This is a genomic window from Paenibacillus mesophilus, from assembly GCF_005938385.1.
GTDB classification, from domain to species: domain Bacteria; phylum Bacillota; class Bacilli; order Paenibacillales; family NBRC-103111; genus Paenibacillus_AB; species Paenibacillus_AB mesophilus.
The window spans coordinates 268,439-294,482 of the sequence record NZ_VCRA01000001.1; the positions used below are offsets into that span (position 1 = coordinate 268,439).

Below are 26,044 nucleotides of genomic sequence, written 5' to 3' on the forward strand. Positions count from 1 at the left end.
TGCTGGAGAAGCGTCAGCGGTCGCATTTGTTTCCGGATTTCCACCGATTATGGGCTTATTGAATCAAAAAATCTGGAAACAACGGCGATCGGAAGCATATTTCAGACCCGCAGTGGAGTTATTCACCGGAATTCTACGATAAAACGATTACGCTGCCGGCACCGTCCTTGAACTTCAGCTTCGAATCGGCCGTATCGATAAAGATCGACCCGTTCGGAATGGCCGACGCCGCGCCCGGGATCAGCGATATGTATTCGCCGTTTAGCGCTTTGGCGTTCACATAGCCGTTCTGCAGCGTCTCCTTGCCGGTCCTGTCGCCGACGGACAAGGCACCTTGCCACGATGCGCGCATGAGCGGCTTCACCGTCCCGTTCGACATGCCGTTGAATAGCAGGTCGGCCTTCTCCGCTCCCGTCGCCGAGCTTTGCTGCGTGGCCACCACTTCGGCGAACAGCGTCTTCTGCGCCGAAGCGTTGTGCGTATACATTTTCATGCCGAACGTTGCGGCAGCTTTATCCCGCTTATAAGTCTCCGTATACCTCGGTATCCCCGGTTCGACGACATCGGTCGTGTCCGGAACCAGATTGACGACGAAGTCTCCCGACTGATTGAAGCCGAAGTTATCGATCAGCTTGGAGTTGCCTCCGCCGTTGTATATCCCGTTTTTGTGCGCGGCTCCGTTAGGGACCGTCGAGCGGATCATGTTGCCCGAGATCAAGTTTTGCGAGCCTGCGGTAATACGAATGCCGGCGTAGAGGGAACCGTCGATATCCGCTCTTTTGTTCGGGGACAAGATGTAGTTGTCCTGGATGACCGCCGTGCTCAGGTTGTTGACGAAGATGCCGTCTTTGTTGCAAAACGTGATGACGTTATTGCCGATAAACCCGTTCTGCAGCAGCGGGCCTTCCGCTACGATGCCGAAGTTCATCTGCTGGGTCGCGTCGCTCATCTGCTTGTTCCAGCCGAGATTTTGTGCCCCTACGAAAATGTTGTTGCAAATCTCGTAGCCTTGCTGGAACAACGTCGTCGTGCCGTCCGAATTGACGATCCTGACGCCGTCGCCGAACGAATTGTACACCTGATTGTCGTTGATCGAGCATCGGTCGACCGGGCCTTTGTAGAACCCTTTGCAAAAATCCGCCATATTGCCGAGCATTTGATTGCCGTATGCCCGGATCGACGTAAACTCGATGCACCACGATTCCACGCCGGGCGCAAGCGAGGACAAATCTTTGCCCATCGAATGGAACCGGTTCTGGACAAACCGGTAGCCGCGGCATTCCGCGTTTGGATATTGATCGACGACGACCGCTTTGACGCTGTTCGAGAATATATTGTAATTGAAGAAGACGTTCCGGCCAATGCACTGGAAGCAAGTATTCAGCTTGAAAAACCCGCAAAATTGGATATCGCCGTCCAAATTGGAAAGCGTCTCCTGCCCGGAGCCGTTGGAACGGTCGTACAGGATGCCGTTTACCGTAGGCACGTACGGATTTTGCGATAAATTCCCGTCGCCCTCGAGCTGGAGCCCTTTCATGCAGAACGCGTAATGCTTGACTCGGATCATCCACGTATTGGCGGCGGTGCAAATGAGACGCGGCGTGTATTCGCTTTTGAAATCGGAATAAAGCGTTACTTCCGGCTGGTTGATGACGAGCGATTGCGTGATCCGGTACGTTCCTTGCGGGAAATAAATGTTGCATCTGGCGCCGCCCGCGTTGATCGCGCTTTGGATGGCCGGGCCGTCGTCGTTTACGCCGTCCCCTTTGGCCCCGAACCATTTGACGTTGAGCGAACCATCAAACAACCGCTTGAAGCGGGCTCCGGACGAGGATACGAGCACCGTTCCCCCGTTGTCGGCGGAAGTCGTGTCCGCGGAGTCATAGACGAAAGGTCCGGCCTGCTTGCCGTCCTTAACGAAATAAACGATAGCCGGATCGGGGGTCGTCCAGGAACGTAATTCGGCGATCGTGACGGATAAACAGCAGTTCGAATCGAGCGAATCCGCCGTCAAAAAATCGGGCGGCCCTTTGCGGCCATACACTTCCCCGCTCACCGGTCCCCCAGCAGCGAACGACGTGCCTAACGTTCCTCCCATCACGCTGCCCGCGGCCAAGGCCGCCCCGGCTATGCCGAGCGACGACAGCATCGCCCTTCTCGTGAGCAACGGCAGCTTGTCACCGGCATCCAACCCCTTCTCTTCTTGCATTCCATTCATTTCTCGCCGTTCCGTCATTTACGCCGCCTCCCGCTTCAAATGGAATTCGTATGCGGTTACTTGCTGTCGACAATCTCGATATGCTTGCCCCAGATTGTGAACGGGTTAGGGCTAGGGAATCCTCGGGAAAAATCATAGTGCCAATTCGCCCCGCTGTCCCCTGTCAGAAAAAACCGCCTATCCCCCGTAACCGCGATGCCGGTATAACCCGTAGTCGTCCCTTCATAGGTCGTAACGAACGAAGTCCAATCGCGCCCCGTCCCGTCAGCCGACAGCAGCATGCGCGTATCCGGTCTGCCGTAGCTTAGCACGAGCGCTCCGCCGGGAAGCATGCGCAATGCGGGGAGCACGCTGTAGGTGAGCTCCGGCGCCGGTCCCGGCACGATGACCGGCTTGCTCCACGTCCGCCCTTCATCCGCCGATCGCGACTGGTACAACGGCTTATTGCTGCCGATTCTCATGACGCATAGAAGCGCCCCGTCGGAAGTTCGGGCTACGGTCGGTTCGCAATAGCCTTCCGGACCGACGTTCGGATCGTAGCCAACGGTTGAGACAATCGTCCAATTGACGCCTCCGTCGACCGACTCCGCCCATACCGTCCGGTATTTTGAATCGGTAGCGTAATAGCCGTACAAAGCCGCTCCCAGCGTACCGTTCCCCATGTCGAGCATCCAAGTGAAGGCGAAGCCTCCCCTGCCCGATCCGGCGACTATGCACTTCATCGGCACGGGCGTGACCAACTTGCCTTTCGTCGTCGTCCACGTATCGCCATTGTCGGCGGACTGCACCCAGCGAATGCGCTGCTCGGAGGATATTTCGCCTCCGATCATTTCGGTCACGAACGACGGGCCGCCGATCGTCCCCGCCGCCGTTTTGACAAGCGATATCGGAAACCATTTGTGCGACTGGTACACCGGCCATGTGGCTCCCATATCATCGGATATGCGCAAGCCTACCGAAGGCGGGATGTTGGCGTCATCCTTCGTCTGGCTGAAGAAGACGAACAACCTCGTGGAATGCCGACCGTCCTTCTCCAACGGAAAAGCCGCTGCCGCCGGAAACGCGCAAAGCCTTTCCCCTTCCGCCTTGTCTACGATAAACGGCTCGCTTGCGCGAAATTGATAAGCAACCATTTTGTCTTCCCTCCTCTAGCGGTAAGCGGGCAGCCAGCTCCCGTGCCTCTCGATCAGCTCGTCGCACATCGACACGATATCGTCGATCGACAGCTCCGCCGACGTATGCGGGTCGAGCATGGCCGCCTGGTAAATATATTCCTTCTTCCGCGTAATCGCCGCCTCGATCGTCAGCAGCTGCGTATTGATGTTCGTCCGGTTGAGCGCGGCGCATTGCGGTGGCAGATCTCCGACATACGTAGGCGTCACGCCGCTCGAATCGGCGATGCAAGCTACCTCCACGCAAGCTTCGCGTGGCAGATTGGTAATCAGGCCCGTATTCATGACGTTGCCGCCGAATTTGAACGGAACATCCGTCTCGATCGCGTCCAAAATATAAGAGATGTACTCATGGGACCGCATATGCGTCAGCCCGTCGTTGCCGACCAGCTCGCTGCGCATCGTCTTCCACCGGTCGATCGCCCAGACGCAGCGGCGCGGATACTCATCCAGCGGAATGTTGAATCTCTCGATCAGCTCCGGATAGCTCCGTTTAATGAAATACGGATGGTATTCGGCGTTATGCTCGGACGATTCGGTAATGTAGTAGCCGAAATGCTTCATCAGCTCGAAGCGGACCATATCGCTGTGCTTCTCCTGCTGCTTCAGAGCCGCGCGCCGCTTGATCTCGGGATACAGATCTTCGCCGTTCTTCGTCACTTCCAGCAGCCAGGCCATATGGTTGATGCCGGCAATTTTCCACTGCACCCCCGTCGCATCCATGCCGAGATGCTTCAGCAGGCGCGGCGCGCATACTTGCACGCTGTGGCACAGCCCGACCGTCTTTACCCCGCCATACGTGTTCATCACGTTCGTCAGCACGGCCATCGGGTTCGTGTAGTTGAAGAACAGCGCGTCCGGGCATACCTCCCTAACGTCGCGGGCGATGTCCAGCATAACCGGAATCGTGCGCAAATTGCGGAAAATACCGCCGATCCCGACCGTATCGGCGATCGTCTGACGCAGCCCGTATTTGTTCGGCACCTCGAAGTCGGTAATCGTACAGGGATCGTAACCACCGACCTGAATCGTATTGATGATGTATTTCGCTCCCCGGAGCGCTTCCTTGCGGTCGGCGTAAGCCTTGACGACGCAGCTGCTGCCGAGCTTGCCGATCAGATGGGTCAGCATCCGCTCCGCATCGTTAAGCCTTTCCGCATCGATGTCGAACAGGGCGAATTCGAATTGCTGGAGCGACGGAACGAGCATGCAGTCTCCGAGCACATTTTTCGCGAATGCCACGCTGCCCGCCCCGATAAACGTAATTTTGTTCACTTCCATTCCCTCCGAAAAAAATGTCATATTATTGCTCTATATATGTAATCATAACGCTCTTACATTCCCTATGATATCTGCTATAATAATCGATATATATAGCATATTCTTTCGATCGAGGTGGACAATATTGCTGTTTCCTCATGAGCCATGCACCCGGAAGACGTTCTCGTTCCGCTACTTGACCCCGACTACGCTGAGCATGCGCCTGGGCGGCATCGGCTGGGAGTACGTCAACTCCTCCTCCTATCGCTGGGACGGAATCAAGAGGACCGACGGGGAAGGCGTCATTTTTCAATTTACGCTCTCCGGACAAGGCATGATCCGATACGGCGGCCGCGAATTCGCCGTACCGAAGCATTGCGGTTTCCTGTGCACGCTGCCGAGCGACCACGTCTACTATTTCGACGAAGCTTACGGGCATTGGGAGTTTCTGTTTATCGCCGTCAAAGGCGAGGACGCGATCCGGCATTGGCTCTCCCTCATCGAACGGTTCGGTCCGGTCGTCCCTTTCGATAACCAGCTCGAGCCGATTCAATGCATCAGCGAGCTGTACTCGTTGATTTACAACAATACGGAGCTGGATAAATATTACGTCTCCACCCAGCTATACCGGTTCGTCATGGAGCTGAACCGGCTCTCGGAAGGGTACAACATCGTCCAGTACTCGGACTCGCCCGAACCGGTGCGCACCGCGATCCGGCAAATCCAGTCGCAGTATGCCTCCCCGCTCACGCTGGACGATATCGCGGCGAACGCCGGACTGTCCAAGTACCATTTCAGCCGCGTGTTCCTGAACAAAACCGGCATACAGCCGATGCAGTATTTGCGCAAAATCCGCATCGAGAAAGCGTCCGCCCTGCTCAGCCAGACGAACAAAACGATGGAAACGATCGCCCGGGAAACCGGCTTCGACAACAGCAACTACTTCATCCGCGTGTTCAAATCGATCGTCGGCATGACCCCGAACCAATACCGGCTCAGCTTGGGAGACGAAACGGTGCATGCGCTGCGCATCGAGAAATAAGGCGAGGGGCGCCTGCCCCTCCTTACTTGCTCTTCTCCTTCGCAAGCTCCGCCTTCAGTTTCTCGTCCAGTTGCCTCAGCCCCGTGTTGACATCGACCTTGTTCGAAGCGACGTCATGGAAAGTCTGCGCCATCGAGTCCTGCTGGACGACCGTTGGCACGTTGGCCGTTCCGGGCTTGCGCTTCGGCGAATACGGAGCCCACTCCTGGTAATAGAACAGCGCCTTCATGTTTTTGCTGACCAAATCCGGCCGGTCTTGTCCGAACGCGTCCTGGATGCTCTTGTTCGTGACGACCGGAAGCATGCCTTTCTTCGAATCGGCCAGATGCACTTCGTCCGATACCATCGCCATAATGACTTGGAACGCATCGTCCTTGTATTTGCTCGTCGCGGAGATCGACCAGTAGGCGGGGCCTCTCCATGCCATCTTCTTCGGCACATCTTTCAGCGTCGGATATGTCACGATATCCCACTCGATTTCTTTCGGAATTGGCGCATACTGGCTGTACTGGTTCGCCTGCATGGCGACATTGCCTTTGTTGAAGGCGTCGTTGATTTCCGCCGGACGGGTGGCCGCGATCTGGTTGTTCGGCAAATCGTAGAACCGCTTAAGGTTGTTGAAAAGCGGCTTCCACTTCTCCATATCGTACAGCTGATCGGCGTTCGGATCGAGTATCGGGTATCCGTACGTATTGTCGCGCAGCATCGCCATAATGTTGCCGCTGAATCCGCGGTATACGTTCGTGCCTTCCGTCCGGCTCATCTTTTTGGCGATCTCGTATGCATCGTCCCAGTTCATGCCGTCTTTCGGATAAGGGACGCCGAACTTGTCGAACACGTTCTTGTTGTACGTCAGCACGAGCGGAAAATAGGGAGGATACGGCAGCCCGTACAACGCGCCGGTCTGGCCGGCGTCGATCATCTCCTGAATGAACGGGGCGTTGAACCGGGTCAGGTCGTATTTATGCTTTTTGACCAGCTCGTTCAGATCGGTGCCCAGCTTCAAGTCCAAATAATTGTTTTTCAAGTTGGGCACGTCGGTCCGGATCAGATCGGGGATTTCCCCCCGGGCGACAAGCTCCGGCAGCGAATTGCCTTTGTCCGGCGCAACGTACTTGAACGTAATGTACGGAAACTTCTTCTCCAGGACACCCTTGAACCGGTCGTTGAATTCCTCCTCTTTCACCCCCAGCCCGAAGACGGACAGCGTAATCGGATCTTTTTTTACTTCCGGCGTTTTCGACGTGTCCGCACTATTTTGCGTCCCGTCCGTATTGCCGCCTCCTCCGCATGCCGTGAGCGCGATCATCGTCAGGCCGAGCAGTGCGGCCGGACCCCATTTTTTCATAGAAAAGACCTCCTTATAATAGATAAAGTTAATGAAAGACGACCGGGGAACATGTGTTCGAAAATATACGCGGCATCACCTCCTTTCGCCTGATCATCCGCACACTCCTCCTCTTTCCCGCCCTTTTCGGGGAACCGCTTTCAAATTATAAAATCGCATATTATTGCTATGGGAACATTTCTCCTATGAACTCGGCGGGCCTTCAAATCACCTGATTCATGTGCTGATAATTGGATTATAGGAAAATCCCGTTCGTATAGAAATAGGATATTGTTTTGATTGGAGTTCAAATTATTGCTGTCATACGACCGAGGTTGTGAAGCGCTTTCATAAATAGTGAAAGCCAAATACGCCCTAAGCGATTGGAAAAAACGCTAGGACGCAAAATCAACATTACATATATCGGAATATATTCGTCTCATATTATGTTACAATGTATCAATAAAATTTGGTTCCATTATACCATCTTTGGTTCATTCTGCAAATAGTAAGCAAAAAACGCAAATAAAAGACGGCATAAACCACGGGTTCCCCCGGGTTCAAGCCGTCCGATCGTCATTGCACTTCCATCGCCTCGTCCTTGTGCTTGCTCGTCGACGTAATGCCGAAAAGCGTCGGAAGCGGCTGCGGCCCGGTGCCCGGCGCCTCTTTATATCCGGGATACGCGACCATATCCCAACCCAGCGACGTCAAATCGAAGTTCAAGAACAGATTGCCAGCGCATCGAGCATCGCCAAATTCCGGTCCTTCACGAAGTTGTTCGCATCCATATTTTTGTTGTCCGTCGTTTTTTTTGATCGCGATCAGCTGATTGTAGAACGCTCCAACTCCTCCGATTGGTCCACATACGCTTTTGCCCCGGAATGGATTCGATTACTCATCACACTATCCCTATCGTTTTAGTGGACAGACGTATGATTACGCCTTTTCGTTCCATTTCAAGGAGAATAAGTCCCCATCCTTCATCTGCATGCGGATCCGTACCGGTTGCCTTCTCCATGAATCCAAATCCGCTTCCGGCCCCCACTTAACCACTCCTTCGATCTCATCCCCGTACATGGGTGCCATGTCCTCCAACCGGAAACCATCGAGTGGGCGGCCGTGCTCGTCCTGCAGCTCAAATCGCAAATAACCGACCGCCGACGTTGAATAATTGACCACTAGCTCGTTGCCTTCCAAAATGAACGGTCTCGATACCCATTCCCCATGTTCAAATCCTGCATGTATGGAGCCAAAGCCGTGTTTACGGACGGTTATTCGCCGCAAGCGGCTGTCGTCCATTCGGTAATGCTCCTGTATGTAGAAGGAAATTTCATCGGGATTCAGCAGCACGCAGCCGGTGCTCAGTATTCCGGTCCGATCCGACCAATTAAGCGGATCAAGTCCGGCGCGGCACCAGGCTTCCATGAACGTACGATCCCAGTGTAAGCCGTCCCGGCTCGTCATCATGACGGTGTCGCTAATGCCTGGCTCGGAATGATACGCCAGTTTTTTGCGTTCCGGCACGAAACGCATAGGAAACGCCATATAGATGTGCTCCGCTTCCGGACAAAGCATGGCCGAATTGGTGTAATACTGCTGCATCGGTTTCAAATCGTTATATCGAAGTAACTGCTGCTCGCCCCAGTTGACGAAATCGGTAGAGGTGGACATAAGAATGGCCCGATAAGCCGCATCCTGGAAAATCCGGGAATAGCAGCGGTAGGCTTGCGCGCTTTCATCCCAGAAAACGACGTTTAGCGAATCGAAGTCCCCATCCGTTAAAATCGGCTCTTCCCGCAATTTCCGCCAGTGTATGCCGTCGGCGGAGCCGAACGCAACCAATTCATCGATTCCGGCCACCGCCTTGTATCGCAGCTCGGGGGAAGCATGGGGAGAACGGTCCAGGAACGGAGAGAAGTTATGGGATAACGGCCCTCTCCAAATGATATTGTTGGCCGTGCTTCCTTCATATTCGAATAATCCCAGTTCCGGTTTCACAAAATGAATTCCGTCGATACTTTCCGCATAACAGGTAACCTGACCGTGATCGGTATTTTCATTGCTTGACCCGATCCCCCGGTAATACAAGCGTAGTTTATCCCGCTCTTGAATGACCGTTGCGTAACCGCTTCCTTTTCCTTCCCATGGCCGATCGAATGAAAGCACGATCTCTTCCCTTCTTGGCGGATGGAGCATCAGGGATACCCCCCGTTTCTCTTCAATCAGCCATTCGTCCACGAACATTTCTACTCTCGTGCCAATTTCGACTACAGATTTCACCGTACTGCCTCCCTGCACTTATCATTTCAAACTACTTGGCTATAACATATCTAAAGTCATAGTTAGCACCGCCAGCCGAAGGTTTTATGTACAACCATCCGTCTGTTCCCATATACGCCTGTAACGGCTGTCCATTGTCGGCAACGTCATTCGTATACTGCTGTGCCGTCAAAATCGTCGGGTTAGCAGAATCGGTCGATACAGCAGCCTTACGAATAACAGCGGTGAAATCGTAATAGCGTGGTGAAACAGGGCAAATGCAACTTAACACTTTTATGTGTGTCGTATTAGCTACATAACACAACTTTTTCCAAGCTCCGCTATTATGAAGTACGGTTGCTTTGACAAGTCCGCTATCTTCCGAATATCGTGATTTTTTATAACTGCCTATGTAAGCGGTATCGGCAACTTGTGCAGGGAAATCGCTCCACTGGGCATTTCCCTGACATTCATTAAAGCTCCACGCACTATTTATACCAACTTCTTGTAAGAATGTGTAAAGAGCTTTGTCAGCGGCTGTTAAGTTATCAAGAACATAACGCCAAGAATATCCGTTGAATTGCACTACTGCATCTTGAATAAAGATTCTCGGTGTAGAAGCGCCGACAGCCACGGCATTTAAACTGCGACCGCCGTTAACAACCAAACCGTCGCAATACTGAATATAGAACTCTGTACCTCTATGTCGTTCTGTAGATGCTGTAAGCGTACAACCTTTTACAAACTGTAAATTAATTGCAGGGTACCCCGTGTTAGACGTCGTGTCCGTACCGCAACCATCAGCATGCACGGTAAGATTGCTGTAAGTAAGACCGCGTAAATCAATGGCAATTTGCTCGCATCTGTCCGCATAGATGTTTGCACCATTAACAGATGTTCCACCTCTTATAGCAATTCCTTTTTTACAGGTTACGGCATAGATTTGATTGACTTGGCTCATCCAGCAATCATCTTGCCAGTATCCCTGTTCATGCCCCGTACAACCTATATCTCTACGAGTAGCGATTGGTGAACCTTTCGCATAGTAACCGTAGCCCGTTTTATTGATTGCGCTAGTTCTTGATAACGTCATCCCTTCTGTGTACTCGCCGAATAACCCGGATGCACCCATCGCTGTAGTTGGATGGACGAAAATGACTGCATCAATACCAGTAATAGGGTAATTGTTTGAAATTACATGATTTGTTGTCTTGCGTAACTCTGTTTTGAATCTACCCTGCCCAATCAGAGGAACAACACGAGTGTTTAAACTGCTTAATGCTAGTTCAATAGCGTTTGTTGTATGAAATAGACCACTTGGTAAAATTACTTTTTTGGGCGTCGATAGCCCGTTAGATAACATTTTAGCCTTATTTAATGCAGCAGTAATAGCGGCACAGTTCCATACCATGGCAAGATTATCGCTAAGCCCGTAATTTTCTGCCGCAACTTCCGACTTGTTGTTCAAACGAACCCACACACCGCCTGTTGAATTTTTGGCGGCATAGTAAGTATTGAATGTCGCAAAATTAGGAACGGCAATTGTCGGGTCAATAAAGTAACCGCCATCATGCAACGATTTACTTTGTGATTCCGACCACATAAAAAGGTCGCCGCCCATGTTCATTCCATCGTGGTATGAAATAACTTCAAATATTTGCCCATCGAGCATGCCGGATTGCTGAATTAATTCGGATATCGAATGAACTGTTCTGATTACGGTTTCATTCCATTCATTTAATACTTGAACATTGCCCGGCTGCCCCGGTTGTCCCGGCCATGCGGGCTGGCCCCGCTCGCTTGCCGCCTCCAGCGAGTAGCCCGTCACCGCCATCGCCACACCGGCCATGCCCATCGAGGCAAGCAGCTTCCGGCGGCTGAGCGTCTTCGGCTCTATTGGTGTTTTTCCCGAATGTTCCAATTCCTCCTGTTGATCCATGTACGCTTTTTCCTCGGAATGAATTCGATTATTCACATCATACACTCCCTATCGTTTTAGATTGCGCACATATACCTGCAAGGGCCAAAGCTGGTTATCGCTGACGAGCGCATCCGGCAAATCCCGTTTATCGCTTTCCGCATAACAGATTGGCCCCCACATTATTCACAAGGTTTTAAATTGCATGGAATAAATGTCGGCATCATGCAATAGAAATCGGATTCTGACCGGTTTTCCGGCTAATGCCGATACGTCTTCGCCATTTCGCCAGCGCACGACGCCCTCCAGCTCGTCCCCATACAGCGGCTCCATATCCGAAGCCTCGTAGCCATCCAGCGGCCGCCCCGATTCATCCAGCAATTCTACTTGAATCGAGCCGGCGGCCGACGTCGCATAATTCAACAACAGCCGATTTCCGGAGAAGATCAGCGGACAAGTCTTTACTTCGCCTCCCCGATAGCCTCCATGGATGGAAGCGAAGCCGTGCTTCCTCACCGTCAACCGCCGCAATTGAATGTCGTCCCAACGGTAATGCTCCGTGACGTACAGCGAGAATAGTTCCGGTTCGATCTGCACGATGCCGTGCGCGATCATGTTGCTGCGTTCCGTCCAATTTTTCCGGTCATGGCCCGGCCGCAGCCAGGCGTCGAGAAACGTCCGGTCCCAATGGATCCCATCCCTGCTGGACATGAATACCGTATCCGAAAGCCCTCCGAATGGATGCTCGGGAACTTTTTTCCGCGACTCGACGAATCGTTTCGGGAACGACAAGTACACATGCTCGGCTCCCGGACACACAACCGTTGCATTCGTATAAAACTGTTCGATCGGAACGTCCGTCTCGTAATGATTGGGCGTAAACGGCCGCCACTCCCGAAAATCCGGGGAGATCGAGCTATGAACGGCTCTCACTCTAGAATCCGTCCAGTAACGCGCGTAACAGCGGTAAGCGTTAAGGCCCGGGTCCCAAAAGACGACGTTGTGCGAGTCGAACGGCTGATCGGTGATAACCGGATTCGCCTCCATTTTCGACCAATGGATTCCGTCCGGCGAATGCAGAGCATTCAGCATTCCTTTCTCCCATGGCGTTCCTCTTGGAGCGACACCGCCTACGGCCTTGAACAAAGATTCCTTGGCTGCCAAAGGTGAAACGTCTTTCATCGGCGCGAAGTTATGCGATTCAAGGCCGCGCCATACAATGTTGTTGTTGCTCGCGCCGTCATGCTCGTACAGTCCGAGAACAGGTCTCTCGAAATGAATTCCGTCCTCGCTTTCCGCATAGCAAGTCACCTGCTGGTCGTCGTGATCGTCCGCAGGCGCGTTCCCTCTATAGTAAAGCCGGATTTTCTCCTCATCCTGGATGACGGAGAAGTAACAAGCGGCTTTCCCTTCCCAAGGCTTGTCGAGCTTCAGGACAACTTCACGCTTTGTGGGCGGTGTCGCCCGCAGTTCGATTCCTTGCCGCTCGTCGATCAACCAATTGTCGATAAACATCTCGACTCTGGAGCCGATATGTGCGACAGCTTTGCTGCTTCTCATCCAAGTTCACCGCTTTCCCGCTATTTGAATACGTTCGGATTGACTTTGGCGCGGAAATCTTCCACTTGCTTGATCGTATCTTCTTCCGCCTTGCGAAGCGCTGTGTTAACATCGGTCGTGCCGAACATGACCTCGTAGGCGTACTATCGGTATATGTCCCCTACCATTCCGTTCATCGGGTCGTAAACGGCCGAGGCTAAGATTGATCCTTGAACAAGTGCGAGTTTTGCCTTTTTCGCCAAAGGGAAGGGGAGGCGCCTTCCATGCTTTTGAACCATTGAGAAAAGGAGTGCAGCCGGTGGAAACCTACCTGCACGGCGATTTCGTTCAAGTCTTTGTCTGTAGCGCTGAGCAGCCATTTCGCTTCCTCCATTCGGCATTGCTGCTGATACTGCTTTGGGCTCAGGCCGTATATTTTCTCGAACGTCCGGCGGAAGCCGGCAACCGTCAGCCCGGTCAGCTCCGCCAAATCGGCCATCTGGACATTTTCGCGCAGTGATTCGCGAAGAAAGTCGGCTGCCTTCGTGATCGTCATCGCTTGCAAATCCGTCTGCGCATACTCATGCAAGTACAGCAACATCAGCTCGGCCCATACGGCATGCGTTCGCTGCGAAATTTTAAACGGTGAGTCGATGACGCGGAGCCATTCGCGAAAAAGCTTCCCGATCCGGTCGCCGTCGATTCGGGACATTGCATAAATGCGAGGCTGGCCGAATCCGCGCGCCAGCTGTCCCGCCGCTTCCTCCAACGCAGAAGGCATATGCTGCAAATGAAGCACCCCGAGGCGGATTTTCGTTACGGCGGCAAAGCGGTGAAGGATGCCCGGCGGAATTACGACGATGTGGCCGGCTTCGACATAAACTTTGCGTTCCGGCCATTCGAATAAACCGCGGCCCTCCAGCACAATCTCAATCTCTAGAGTCGTGTTTTGGTGAAAGCCGACATCGTACCAGTCTTCATTGTATGTTCCGATCGAGCTGCGAATATGGAACGCCGGCTGTTCCATCCATGTTCCTCCTCCCCTTTAGCCGTCGCAAGAAAACCGCTGCGAATGTGGTTTTCGCACGTTCCCTCTATTTATTAACAACAAAACCAAACTCAAGGTTATTGCCAGCCGTTTGCACAGTTACAAGCAACCAGCCGTTTGCATCAACATAGCCGTAAAGTGCATAGCGTTGTGATTCGGTAACACCGCTATCTGCGCTGTCTACGACTCCATTGATGTACAGACTTGTACTCAACTTAGTCGGGCTCGCGCTGTTCGCGGATATTGACGCTTTTGCTATCCCTATATCGGGGAAAGTATAAATTCGGTCATGAGCCGCATCCGTGCAAATGGCGGAAACAATCTTAAACCGCGTCGTATCGCCAACATACGCCAGCTTTTTAAACGAACCGCTCTGCAGTTTAACCTGAGACGAAATAACACGATTGATTTCCGAATAGGTGCTATATTGCAAATCACCCATAAATCGAAAATCAGCAACATAGACGGGGAAATCTTTGAATGAAGGGGACATCATGCATGCTCTGAAGGCAATATTCGTGCCAACCGCATCTTTTGTTACAAGCTTGTATTTGTCGGCTTCTGCCTGCGATAGCTGATTCAGTGAATTTCTCCAACTGAACCCCTCAAATAAAACGGATGATGCGGAAGCTTCGATTTTAGGGATAACACCTTTTGCTATAGCCGCCGTTCCATAGCTGCGGCCGGTGATGATTAATCCCTCACATGATTTAAAGTAGAACTCTGTCCCCTTGTGAAATTCTGTAGACGCCAATAATCTTGTACCAATTGTGCGATCACATTTGATTGCATAAGTCCCGTTTGCGCTGCCGCTGCCGCAAAGATCAGCGTGAATACCGAGGTCGCTGTACGTTAAGTTTGTTAAATCAAAGCCAACGCCTTGACAACTGTCCGCATATAGATTCCGGCCCGTGACAGACGTGCCGCCACGAATAGCAATTGCGGTTGTTACCGAGTTGGTAGCCTTGATGTTATTGGCTTGACTCATCCAGCAATCATCCTGCCAGTAGCCGATATTGCATTGAATGCAGTTCAAATCCGAACGCTCGCCGTAAATCGACTTATAACTGAAATATCCGTACCCCTGCCCTTTTGCCACACTAATGCGCATGAGTTGAAAGCCTTTTACGACCTCGCCCATCAAGTTTTCAGAGGCGTTATCTTTACGTCCGGATGCAAAGATTACAGCGTCGATTTGATCGCCGGCGCGATAAATACCGCTGGGAATTGTGCTGTTTGCCGTTTTCCATATTTCAGTGTTAAAACGTCCAGCCCCAATTAATTGAGGTACACGAATTGTATTGCCGTAAGCAGGGTAAGTTGAAAGGATGATAGGATTTGTAGTTAGATAAACGCCAACGCCTACATGCACCTGTTTGGGCGTTGTAAATGTCGCTGCTTTGTATAGCGCTTGTTGAATGGCTGCACAGTTCCAAACCATTGATGGTAGAGGAATTGCACCGTAGTTTTCAGCATCAACATGGCTCTCGTTGTTCAAGCGAACGAATACGCCGCCGCCAGTATTTAGTGCAGTGTAGTAAGTGTTAAATACAATGATGTTGGGAAAAGGGACACTAGGGTCGATAATATAGCCGCCATCATGCAATGATTTGTCAATCGTTGCAGACCACATGAACAAATCGCCGCCAATCTTTTGATCAGCATGAAAGGAAACAACTTCAAATATCTGACCATCGAACCTATCTGATTGCTGAATTAATGCAGATATAGAATTAACGGATCTGACTACGGTTTCATTCAATCCATCTAAAAATGAAGGAACACTGCCTATAGCCGTTCCGGGCTTGCCCCGCTCGCTCGCCGCCATAAGCGGGCCCGTCACCGCCATCGCCACACCGGCTATGCCCATCGAGGCAAGCAGCTTTCGGCGGCTGAGCATCTTCGTCTCGGCTTGCGCTTGTCCCGTACGGTCCAACTCCACCCGTTGATCCATATTCACTTTTTCCTCGGAATGAATTCGATTTATCATATCACACTCTCCCTATTGTTTTAGTGGGAATAGAAGATAGAACGATCACTCTATCATACGCGTTCACCGCTCTCGCCCTCACGGTTCGATCAACACCTTGATTACGATTTTTTTGACGGATTGGGCCGTTTCAAGCTGAATGCAGGGCATATGCACATCATGCGGGGCGAACAACGCGAAGTGCCCTTCCCGGAGCGTGAAAAAATCGCCCGATGCCGCGAACAGCGCATAATCTCCATCTTTGTCATAGGGGTGAGTCACTTCCGTCCGATCGATCGGAATATAGCCCAGCATTTCGCTGCCCTCCGCCATATATTGCACGTCCAAGTATTGCCGATGCGCCTCCCAGAGCCCTTTCTCCTTCGGCTTCGTCTCGTAATGCTGAACTAGCGCATACACACGATCGCCGTCTATTTCGTATTTGCCCGGCTCCAAAGCTCTGCAATCATGAGTTTCGAGAAATTGCGCCGCCAGCTTCAACCTGGAGTTCACGCTTGAATATTGTCCGATATGCGGTAACGAATCTGTAATCATGAAGGTTCTCTCCCTTTATAGGTTTGTATAGTCGGCTCACGTCTTCAACACTTTCCCGGGGACCGAATTAAATTCGCCGCTGCCGGGAACGAACGGATATTTATTTTTAATCTCATCGGTCAGCACAATGCCAAGGCCGGATCGCTCCGGAGGCCATATGAAGCCGCCCTCCATACGGAACGAATCGCGTACAATGTCGCTATGAAGTCCTGCGAAATCGGGCGGAATTTCCAAAATGAGCGTATTGCCGCTTGCGAAGCCGCAATGAATGTTTTGCATCAGGCAGCCGCCCGCTCCCCAAGCATGGGTCGCAATTTTGCGTCCGCTTCCTTCCAGCATCGCCGCCACTTTCATAAATTCGACGAGTCCGCCGGTAAATGCGGCATCCGGCTGCCCGACATCGAAACAGTTCAGATCGTCAAACATTTTCCATTCGCAGCTTCCTGTCAAACATTCTCCGCCGGCGATCGGAATCGTCGTTTTTTTGCGCAGCTCCGCATAGCCCTCAGCGTCCGTATAATGAAGCGGCTCTTCGAAAAACAACAGATCGTAAGGTTCGAGCGCCTTCAGCACCGTAACGGCCGTGTCAAGATCCCACGTATGGGTCGGGCTGTTTCCCATATGACCGTCGAGCATAAGGTGGACGTCGCCCCCGACGTGCTTGCGGACGAATTCCAGCTTATCGGCTTCGAATTCGGCGATTTCCCCTTTCGACTTCGGCATATGCCAGCCGCCCCGGCTCGTATCGAGACAGCCCGCGCCCAGCTTCACCCCGTTGAAGCCAAGCGATAAATAATGATCGAGCTTCGCCGCCAGCTTCTCCTTCGGATAGTTGCTCGGACCTCCTGTGGCATAACATGGGAGACGGTTGTGCTTCCTTCCGCCGAGCAATTCGTAGACCGGCAGTCCGTACATTTTCCCCTTCAAATCCCAAAGCGCGGCTTCGATGCCGTTCAGCACGGAAAGACCCATGCCGACTCTGCACCAAAAGTTGCCGCTATGGTACATGCGCTGCCAAAGCTCGGCGATGTTGTCGACGGTTTGTCCGATTAAAATCGGTTTGAAAAAATCGACGATCGTCGGCACGCTTTCCGGAAAAAAGTATCCGATGTAAGTCTCGCCGATGCCGACAAGCTCCGTATCGGTTTCAATTTCAACAAACGTGGCGCTGCGCAGTTTGCGCGACTCGCTTAAAAACGGATCGTTCGTGCACGGTCCTGTCAGCAAAACTGTACGGACATCGGTAATTTTCATATCGCTTGCGCTCCTCTCTCCGGCGCTACTGCCCAGCCAACTGGCTTGGCGACAATTCGTTCCATAACGGATCACCGTTCATATGCCGGCGGACATTTTCTATAAAAATCGACCATATACGTCTTTTAAAATGCGTGCTTTGCGATGACCCGGAAATGTGCGGCGTCATAATCACATTCGGAAAATCCCATAGCGGATGTTCCGGCGGCATCGGGTAATGGTAGTGCGTATCCAATGCGGCGCCGGCGATCCATTGCTCGCGCAGCGCCCGAAGCAAAGCTTCCTCACGGATGATCGGCCCGCGGGACGGATTGAGGACGAAAGCATGAGGCGGCAGCGCCCGCAGCTCCTTCTCCCCGATCATGCCTTCCGTCTGCTGGGTTAAAGGGACGGCTACGATCAGCGCATCCAAATCGCGCAGAAACTCCGTCTCCTGACCGCGAATGAACACCCGGTCCGGAAGCGCGCCTTGCGGGTCGCCAGTGCCGGGCACGCAGTACGTATGGCCGCGCTCCTTGACACGATCCCGCACGAGCGTCTGAACATGCATGCCCATCGCCTTCGCCAGGCGCGCCGTCTCTCGTCCGATTCCGCCATAGCCCCAGAGTCCAATGTTCATGCCGCGTATTTCCGTCTGAAACTTTGCCGAGCGGTCCCATATTTTGTGCTCCTGATTGCGAAACATCCCGCGCATGTCTCGCGCAAGTTGGAATATCATCGCGATATTCCATTCGGCGATCGGAACGTCGAACACGCCCTGCGCGTTGCATGCCTGCACGCCTCTTTCCTGCAAACCGATATTGACAATCTGGTTATAACCGACAGAGCTGATCTGGATCATACGAAGCGCGGTGCAATCGTTGATGTTGGTTGGCGGAAACGTGCAAAACAACACGTTTCCCTTTTTCGCCAGTTCGTCTGGCAAACGCTCCGGCTTTTCGCGCGGATCGATCTTTGTAACATGTACGCCGGGCAAGCTTTGAAGCAGCTGCAGCTTTTCGTCGTCTACCGGCATATCGATTACGATATTTAGCATTGAAATCTCCCTCGCCGGTCCCCCAAAAGCCTCATCTGTTTGCCATTTGGGGGACCCCTAACGTTTATTTACCCATTCAACAAAAAAGTTGTTCCTTTGTCGTACCAGTAGTCGCCCATCGTATGGCCGCGATCGTCCGTACAATAAAACTCGACCAACGACGCGGGGTAGCCGCGCGACAAATTATGTTCGGTCAACTCGGTGTACAGCTTGCAGCAGCTTAATGTGCTGACGCGACTGTCGTCGTTGCCGATCCCGATAAACAATCGTTTCCCGCTCAAGCGGTCAACATAGTTGTGGAGCTTGAGCGCTTCCACGTCGGGCCTTTCCTTAATCGAATCGAATTCGCTCAAAGCACGCCAGTCGGTTACCGGGGCGAATCCCGCCGCGCAAGCGACTCGCGAGTCGGCGACAAGCAGCCGGAAAGCCAAGTACGCTCCCCTGGAAGCTCCGCAAATGACGATTTTGCCGGGGAACGCAAAGCCCAAACGAATACAGTCGTCGATGACTGCGGTGGCGTCGCGTACGAATCGTTCGAATGGATCGTCACCGGCTTGCCAGGCGTTGCGAAACCCGTTAATGCCTTCCCCGTAAGGCTCGACGCGCTCGCCGTGACAAGGGATATCGAAGCTTAGCGCATAGTGGCCGTTGGCTAGAAAGCCGTCGGCTGTAGTGCGATATGGCTTAGTCAACAAAGGCGTTTTCCAGTCCGCCCCGACCGTAATGAGCAGCAGCGGCTTTTCATGTAGGCGGGCATTGGTAGGATTTCTCAGCACATATTTCAGGCTTTCGCCGCAGCTTTGAACCCAGTGCTCGGATAGGCGTTCTTCGTGCTCATCATTCATCGTTTTCGCTCCAAACTATTTCACAAGGTATACGGCATACACTCTGGGATCAACCTGATCCTTTTTCTCCAGCTTCAATCGCATCCGGACCGTCTTCCCGGCAAGCTTGAGCAGTTGATTCGCCGGCCATTCGACGATTTGATCCAAGCCGTCCTTGGATACGATGCCGCTGTTCTCGCCCGAAAACTCGGGAATCGTACGGAAATGCTCGTCGGTGAACTCGACGCGTATTCCTTCGGCTCCATCCGCATTGATCTTCAACGAGAAGTCTCCTTCCGGAAACGTGACTGGTATGGATAACAGCGAGCCTTCCTTCTGGTTCGGATTTAATCCGATCGCCCCCCAGCGGTCGCGCGGCAATATCGCAAGCCCGACCTCACCGGAATAGTCGTCCGTCACCCCTTTTGGAACCCACGCATTCCGCCATCTGCCATGATAGATCCGCGTCTCGTCGCCGACATTAATAATGCCGTTCGACTGGCACAAATTCGTTTTCAATTCTTTGCCGGGCACGGGGGTCGCGTGCGATTCCTGCGAGCTGATGTACACATGTCCTTTCACCGGCTCGCGAAACGTCAATCCGTCATTGCTGATCAACAGGCCGAAATCGCAAGACGTTTCTTTAAACGGATTTTGCTGATGATGCCACAACCCGTACAGCCCAATGGCAACGTTGTCGTAAACGATCGGCGCCGTACCAAGATGAACTTGATCGTAAGCAAAGTACGTCCCTCTCTGGGTCGGATCGTGAGGCTCCGCGAGCCAGAACGAATCCGCGCTTTCCTTCATCCAATTGTCAAAGTCGGTTGAAATCCAAGCCGTCCCTTGTCTTCCCGCTGCGGCGCCGCCTTCGCTTCTGCGAAAGCCGCATAAACATTGGCCGTTCAACACGTAAAGCCCGTTATATTTGTAAAAGGAGGCATGCTCGACAAACTCGGGAATCGGTCCTCTCGTCCCCGCCGTCCAATGGATGCCGTCGGGACTTGTCGCAACGCGCGCAGTTTGAAATCCGCCGTTGAATTCCGTATTGTATATATGCGTATATACCATTTTGTAGCGCCGGTTCGGATCGGGATCGTCCTCGTCTTTGATAACGGTCGGTGAATGGACGAACGCATCCGGCAAGTCGATTCCGTTATTATTCCGGTTTCCTTTATAGAGCAGCTGACCCAAATTCGGCTTCACCCAGTCGATTCCGTTATCGCTTTCCGCGTAACAAATCGGTCCTGACATAATGCCTCCGAGCGACCCGTTCGTTTTTTTACGGTGCAGCTCAAGCTCTTGGGCAGGCATATCCGGATTAAGGCCGAGCGACATCCCGAGATACCACATCCGGTATTTCCCTTCGTCGTACAACACGGTTCCGTAAAAGTGGGCGGCTAACGAATCGGGAGCGTCAACACGATCCGATCGGGCCAAAACAGGCTGCTCGATAATTTCCGGTTTGCTTAAATAATGGCAAACGTTTCTTTTCAGCGGAAAGTAATAATCGTCCATTGCGAATAGGACCGGTTGTTTGGATACGACTCCAATCGTTTTGAATTGAAACATGTGTGAAACCTCCATTTTTCAATGATTAGTAGATCGTGCTGATAAATGATTTACAATGTTGCAGCTCCGAAGCCAGCCGGGTGATGCGAAACGGCGGCTGGTGTGCCGGCTTTCGGAGCCATAGATGGCAGAGAGATGTGCTATTTCACAAGGTATACGGCATACACTCTGGGATCAATCTGATCCTTTTTCTCCAGCTTCAACCGCATCCGGACCGTCTTCCCGGCCAGCTTGAGCAGTTGATTAATCGGCCATTCGACGATTTGATCCAAGCCGTCCTTGGATACGATGCCGCTGTTCTCGCCCGAAAACTCGGGAATCGTACGGAAATGCTCGTCGGTGAACTCCACGCGTATTCCTTCGGCTCCGTTGGCATTGATTTTCAACGAGAAGTCTCCTTCCGGAAACGTGATCGGTATGGACAACAGCGAGCCTTCCTTCTGGTTCGGATTTAATCCGATCGCCCCCCAGCGGTCGCGCGGCAATATCGCAAGCCCGACTTCTCCGGAATAATCGTCCGTCACTCCTTCCGGAACCCACGCATTCCGCCATCTCCCGTGATAGATCCGCGTCTCGTCGCCTACGTTCAATATCCCGTTGGATTGACACAAATTCGTATGATAATGCTTGCCCGGCACCGGGGTGGCGCAGCTCTCTTGCCCGCTGATATACACATGTCCCTTCACCGGTTCCCGGAACAGCAGCCCGTCGTTGCTAATAACGAGGCCGAAATCGCACGACGTATCCATAAACGGCTTCTCGCAGTGATGCCACAAGCCGTACAAGCCTACCGACACATTGTCATACACGACCGGAGCCACGCCGAGGTGCACCTGATCGTAATTTTTCCGTGTTCCGCGTTCGGAAGGGGCTTGATTTTCGAGAAGCCGGAAAGAATCGATGCCTTCCTTTAACCAGTTGTCGAAGTCCGTTGAAATCCATGCGGTGGCTTGTCTCCCTAACTCAGCGCCGCCCTCGCTTCTCCGTTTGCCGCTTAACGCTTGACCGTTAATGACATAAAGTCCATTCACTTTATATAAAGACGAGTGCTCTAACGCTTCTTCAGTCATCCCATACTTGCCGGCTGTCCAATGAATGCCGTCCGGGCTCGTAGCCGTGCGTGACGTATGTGAACGTCCGATATTGCCGTTGTCATAGATATACGTATATACCATTTTATAGCGCCGGTTCGGATCGGGATCGTCCTCGTCTTTGATAACGGTCGGCAATTGGACGAACGCATCCGGCAAGTCGATTCCGTTATTATTCCGGTTTCCTTTATAGAGCAGTTGACCCAAATTCGGCTTAACCCAGTCGATTCCGTTATCGCTCTCCGCATAACAGATCGGCCCCGACATAATGCCTCCTAGCGATGCGTTCGTTTTTTTCCGGTGCAGCTCAAGCTCTTGGGCAGGCATATCCGGATTTAGGCCGAGCGACATCCCGAGATACCACATCCGGTATTTCCCTTCGTCGTACAACACCGTTCCGTAAAAGTGGGCGGCTAACGAATCGGGAGCGTCAACACGATCCGATCGGGTCAAAACAGGCTGCTCGATAATTTCCGGTTTGCTCAAATAATGGCAAACGTTTCTTTTCAGCGGAAAGTAATGATCGTCCATCGCGAATAATACCGGTTGTTTGGATACGACTCCAATCGTTTTAAATTGAAACATGTGTGGAAACCACCTTTTCATAGATATGTAGTTTGGTACCAATCATCCATTTACATTGTTTTGAATTTCGAGTAATAAATTGAATAACCAAACAACAGAAATCGGACCAGGACCGGTTTTCCAGCTAATGCCGATACGTCTTCGCCATTTCGCCAGCGTATGCTACTTGAATACGTTCGGATTGACTTTAGCACGGAAAGCTTCCACTTGCTTGATCGTTTCTTCTTCCGCCTTGCGAAGCGCCGTGTTCATATCGGTCGTGCCGAACATGACCTCGTAGGCATACTTACGGTAGATGTCCCCTACCATCCCGTCCATCGGGCCTTTATACGGAACCGGCGCAATTTGGTTATAGAACGCCGCGCCCCAGTTGAGCTTGTTAAACCCGGTGTCCGTTCCGTAAGCCTTCTTGACGCTCTCGCTTTTCACGACCGGCATTAGCCCTTTTTTCGCCAAATCGGTTTGCGCTTCGTCCGAGATTAAATATTTCAGCACTTCCATCGCCGCATCTTTATTTTTGGCCATCTGCGTAATTCCGAGATAAACCGGATACGGCATCGATCCTACTCCTTTTCGCTCGGTTAGCGTCGGGGCGGAGACGAAATCGAAGTTGACTTTTTGAAAACGGTCCGCCCAGCTTTTGACGACCTGCGGAATATAGACGACCATCGCTTGTTGCCCGGCAATAAACTTCTCTAGAACTTGTCCGGCATCCTTGGGCAGTTCCCCTCGGGCTGCTCCGGCCGTCTCGCCCGGCGGAACGATAAGCTTTTCGAAAAATGTTTTCCATCTTGCATCCGTATTGATCGTCGGCTTCAACGTGTCTTTGTCGAGGTTCGGAATCGAGTAGGGGTTCATCCGCACTATATAATCGACCATTGGCGCGTACCCGACATAGTTTACGCCCCCCTCGTTTCTCGTAATCCGTTTCGATGCTGCATACAGATCGTCCCACGTCATTCCGTCTTTCAAATAAGGAATACCAAATTTATCGAATAGGTCTTTGTGATACAGCGTAACCATAACGTCCTGATGAATCGGTAGTGCAAACAGCTTGCCGCCCACATCGTTTCTGAACCCGTCAATCGTCGCCGATTCGAGTCTGCTCAAATCGACGTTGTGCTTTTTGGCCAAATCAGTCATATCGTACTGAATTTCAACGGGCAGCACTTCGTACAAAAATCCATAGACGGAATTGAAGTAGAAATCAAAATGGGTTTTACTGGAGATCATATCCGCAAGCAATGTTCCTGGACCCGTCCGCTGAATGTACTTGATCGTATATTGCGGAAATTTTTTTCTGATTTTGTCGCCGTAAACTTCGTTGAAAAAGGCCTCCGACGACCCGTTCTGGGAATAAAACACAAGCTCTGCCGGTTCCGACTTTTGCTCGACCACAGAGACTTTTCCCGCTCCTCCTTCGCCGTTCCCCGAATCCGTTGTCGATCCTTTGCCGCTGCAGCCCGCTGCGAAAGCGATACACGCAAGCGTGACGGCGCCATACATCCAAGGTTTGTACGTTTTGATTTTTGCTTGTTTCTGTTTCCTCACTTCAACCATTCCTTTCATGAGAATAGTGGGCAAGCGACGCGAATCCGGCTGTTGACAATCTGGTGAATTCCTGTGGTACAATGAGGAAAATTTACATGCGAACTTGATCGTATAGGAGGGAACCTCTTGACGAATTCGCAAATTCGAACCGCTTCTGTCGCCTGGGATCAGTTGGACATTAAAGTCCGTTTCGGCTCGCTGCTGTTCGATATGTTGCTCGACAGCAACATTTACCCGATGAAGATCGTCCGCAACAAGAAACATAACCATGCGGCGATCGAGCTGCAATTCATCGATTCCGGCACCGGGACGCTCGTCATGGAAGATCGCGAGCAGCATCTTGAAACCGGTTCCATCCATATTATCGGGCAACACATCTTTCATTCGTTCGAGCCGGACCCCGTCCTTCCCGGGGAGCGCTCTACGATTCGCTTCACTTTTCAGGACAGTCCGACACTTGATCCCGGCTTTCCGCAGGAGGAAGCGGATCAGATCAAGGCTGCGCTGTCCCGGCTGACTTACTGCCAACTGACCGATTCAACCCGGAATCGCGCTATTTTCCGCCTGCTGGCCGATGTACGATCGGAAATTGAGACGCCCTCGGTAGGCTCCTATGCGAAAGTACTCAGCCTGTTTGCCCAGATGATCATCGAATTGGTGAGAGGCATTCAGCTGGAACATCAGACGAATCGAGCGTCTACGATGCCGCGCAAAGTCAAGTACGATCAGTGGTCGTGTCTTATCGATGCGTTTTTTATCAATTGCCATAAAAATTTGACACTCGAGATGTTGGCCGATACGCTGAACTTGAGTACGAAGCAAACGCACCGGCTGCTTAAGAAACATTTCAATACAAAATTCAAGCATAAGCTCATGAACACACGGGTGGAAGTAGCCAAAGATTTGCTGCGCACGAGCAGGCTGTCTATTGAGCGTATCGCCGGCGATGTCGGCTATTCCTCGACTCAATACTTCTGCCACCTGTTTCTACAAAAGACCGGCATGACCCCCTCGGAATACCGCATGGAACTAAGTGGAAATAATACGCAGAGCAGCACCTGATGCAGCAATGGACGATGATTCGTCACCTCCTCGTTTTGCAGTACTCGCGGACGTTTTCGGTTTCTATCGCTGTTTCACGAAGTTGGATTGGTCTCTTTCGCGAGTACGTTACAACAAGTGTACTGGAGGATCACCATATGCAACAACAAGCTGAACGGACATCTTTCTTCGGATGTTGTCTTTATACAGGAACAGCTTATAACGGAACGTATGTTTCTCCCCGCCTTTTTATAGCCGTGCCGCTTATCCCCGCATCCGCCGCCGGATGATCGGCAGCCGTAAGGTAGGGCAACGGTCCCGCCCAACGATAGACGGTTACGAGCTGCAAACAACTCTTATTTCGCATACCAGGAGCGTCCTGTCAACAAAAACAGCCCGAACCGCGAGTTGCCCCCGGTTCAAGCCGTCCGATCGTCATTGCAGCTTATTTCGCCTTTTCTGCGGCGATCATTTTGTTCATTTCTTCGTCTATTTGCCGGAAAGCGGTGTTCAAGTCGGTATTTCCTTCCAATTCCGGTCCTTCACGAAGTTGTTCGCATCCAAATTTTTGTTGTCCGTCGTTTTTTTGATCGCGATCAGCTGATTGTAAACGGTTTTCCATTTGTCGTCCGACAGGATGGTCGGCTTCTCCGTTTTGCAGGCGGAGACGAGGATTGAAGTCGCGGCGATCAGCGCCGTCAAACCGATTGTTTTGCTTTTCATATTGGATGAGACCCCCGGTTATTAAGAAAAGCTTCTGATCGAAGCCTTCTCGATGAA

General features: G+C 52.1%; 20 protein-coding genes. 2 read left to right on the forward strand and 18 right to left on the reverse strand.

What is annotated here, in order from left to right; genetic code table 11:
- Positions 1 to 133: 133 nt before the first annotated feature.
- From FE783_RS00960 to melA, 3 genes are read right to left on the reverse strand one after another with little or no spacing between them, the layout of a single operon-like run.
- The gene (locus FE783_RS00960; RefSeq protein WP_238402814.1) at positions 134 to 2,236 is read right to left on the reverse strand and encodes a glycosyl hydrolase family 28-related protein; all 2,103 of its coding nucleotides are present in this window, start codon (positions 2,234 to 2,236) and stop codon (positions 134 to 136) included.
- 38 nt (positions 2,237 to 2,274) lie between these two features.
- A complete protein-coding gene (locus FE783_RS00965) occupies positions 2,275 to 3,351 on the reverse strand; it encodes a sialidase family protein (protein ID WP_138877441.1) in 1,077 nt (358 codons plus the stop codon).
- 15 nt (positions 3,352 to 3,366) lie between these two features.
- Complete coding sequence (melA, locus tag FE783_RS00970; protein ID WP_138877442.1) at positions 3,367 to 4,665, reverse strand: alpha-glucosidase/alpha-galactosidase; 1,299 nt, start codon at positions 4,663 to 4,665, stop codon at positions 3,367 to 3,369.
- 130 nt (positions 4,666 to 4,795) lie between these two features.
- Between melA and FE783_RS00975 the strand changes: the two genes are divergently transcribed.
- The gene (locus tag FE783_RS00975) at positions 4,796 to 5,692 is read left to right on the forward strand and encodes an AraC family transcriptional regulator (RefSeq protein WP_158301556.1); all 897 of its coding nucleotides are present in this window, start codon (positions 4,796 to 4,798) and stop codon (positions 5,690 to 5,692) included.
- A 22-nt stretch (positions 5,693 to 5,714) separates the two neighbouring features.
- On the opposite strand, the gene FE783_RS00980 is transcribed toward FE783_RS00975, so the two are convergent.
- From FE783_RS00980 to FE783_RS01040, 14 genes are all read right to left on the reverse strand, one after another.
- The gene (locus tag FE783_RS00980) at positions 5,715 to 7,040 is read right to left on the reverse strand and encodes an ABC transporter substrate-binding protein (RefSeq protein WP_138877444.1); all 1,326 of its coding nucleotides are present in this window, start codon (positions 7,038 to 7,040) and stop codon (positions 5,715 to 5,717) included.
- A 555-nt stretch (positions 7,041 to 7,595) separates the two neighbouring features.
- Entirely contained in the window at positions 7,596 to 7,745 is a 150-nt protein-coding gene (locus FE783_RS37345; protein ID WP_158301557.1) for a hypothetical protein, read from the reverse strand.
- Between the two features lie 213 nt (positions 7,746 to 7,958).
- Positions 7,959 to 9,302, reverse strand: coding sequence for a glycoside hydrolase family protein (locus FE783_RS00985; RefSeq protein WP_138877445.1), 1,344 nt, complete (start codon positions 9,300 to 9,302; stop codon positions 7,959 to 7,961).
- 31 nt (positions 9,303 to 9,333) lie between these two features.
- On the reverse strand, positions 9,334 to 11,256 hold the full coding sequence (locus FE783_RS00990; protein ID WP_138877446.1) for a hypothetical protein: 1,923 nt from the start codon (positions 11,254 to 11,256) through the stop codon (positions 9,334 to 9,336).
- Positions 11,257 to 11,385: 129 nt separating this feature from the next.
- Positions 11,386 to 12,759: a glycoside hydrolase family protein gene (locus FE783_RS00995; RefSeq protein ID WP_138877447.1), complete on the reverse strand. Its 1,374-nt coding sequence runs from the start codon at positions 12,757 to 12,759 to the stop codon at positions 11,386 to 11,388.
- A 196-nt stretch (positions 12,760 to 12,955) separates the two neighbouring features.
- Positions 12,956 to 13,765: a helix-turn-helix domain-containing protein gene (locus tag FE783_RS01000; RefSeq protein ID WP_138877448.1), complete on the reverse strand. Its 810-nt coding sequence runs from the start codon at positions 13,763 to 13,765 to the stop codon at positions 12,956 to 12,958.
- A 67-nt stretch (positions 13,766 to 13,832) separates the two neighbouring features.
- The gene (locus tag FE783_RS01005; protein WP_138877449.1) at positions 13,833 to 15,776 is read right to left on the reverse strand and encodes a hypothetical protein; all 1,944 of its coding nucleotides are present in this window, start codon (positions 15,774 to 15,776) and stop codon (positions 13,833 to 13,835) included.
- A 78-nt stretch (positions 15,777 to 15,854) separates the two neighbouring features.
- Positions 15,855 to 16,310: a NanQ anomerase/TabA/YiaL family protein gene (locus tag FE783_RS01010; protein ID WP_138877450.1), complete on the reverse strand. Its 456-nt coding sequence runs from the start codon at positions 16,308 to 16,310 to the stop codon at positions 15,855 to 15,857.
- Between the two features lie 36 nt (positions 16,311 to 16,346).
- Positions 16,347 to 17,564 (reverse strand): mandelate racemase/muconate lactonizing enzyme family protein, encoded by a 1,218-nt coding sequence (locus FE783_RS01015; RefSeq protein WP_138877451.1) that lies wholly within the window; start codon positions 17,562 to 17,564, stop codon positions 16,347 to 16,349.
- A 25-nt stretch (positions 17,565 to 17,589) separates the two neighbouring features.
- Positions 17,590 to 18,600, reverse strand: coding sequence for a D-2-hydroxyacid dehydrogenase (locus FE783_RS01020; protein WP_138877452.1), 1,011 nt, complete (start codon positions 18,598 to 18,600; stop codon positions 17,590 to 17,592).
- A gap of 68 nt (positions 18,601 to 18,668) precedes the next feature.
- A complete protein-coding gene (locus tag FE783_RS01025) occupies positions 18,669 to 19,445 on the reverse strand; it encodes an alpha/beta hydrolase family protein (protein ID WP_138877453.1) in 777 nt (258 codons plus the stop codon).
- Between the two features lie 15 nt (positions 19,446 to 19,460).
- Entirely contained in the window at positions 19,461 to 20,996 is a 1,536-nt protein-coding gene (locus FE783_RS01030; protein ID WP_138877454.1) for a glycoside hydrolase family protein, read from the reverse strand.
- 140 nt (positions 20,997 to 21,136) lie between these two features.
- Positions 21,137 to 22,672, reverse strand: a complete 1,536-nt coding sequence (locus FE783_RS01035) for a glycoside hydrolase family protein (RefSeq protein ID WP_138877455.1) — start codon at positions 22,670 to 22,672, stop codon at positions 21,137 to 21,139.
- Between the two features lie 162 nt (positions 22,673 to 22,834).
- Positions 22,835 to 24,223, reverse strand: a complete 1,389-nt coding sequence (locus FE783_RS01040) for an ABC transporter substrate-binding protein (protein WP_158301558.1) — start codon at positions 24,221 to 24,223, stop codon at positions 22,835 to 22,837.
- 126 nt (positions 24,224 to 24,349) lie between these two features.
- Between FE783_RS01040 and FE783_RS01045 the strand changes: the two genes are divergently transcribed.
- Positions 24,350 to 25,285, forward strand: coding sequence for an AraC family transcriptional regulator (locus FE783_RS01045; protein WP_158301559.1), 936 nt, complete (start codon positions 24,350 to 24,352; stop codon positions 25,283 to 25,285).
- Between the two features lie 489 nt (positions 25,286 to 25,774).
- Here FE783_RS01045 and FE783_RS01050 read toward each other — a convergent pair whose 3' ends face one another.
- Positions 25,775 to 25,987 carry a hypothetical protein gene (locus tag FE783_RS01050; protein ID WP_138877458.1) on the reverse strand — a complete coding sequence of 71 codons (213 nt, stop codon included), beginning with the start codon at positions 25,985 to 25,987 and terminating at the stop codon, positions 25,775 to 25,777.
- Positions 25,988 to 26,044: the final 57 nt, after the last annotated feature.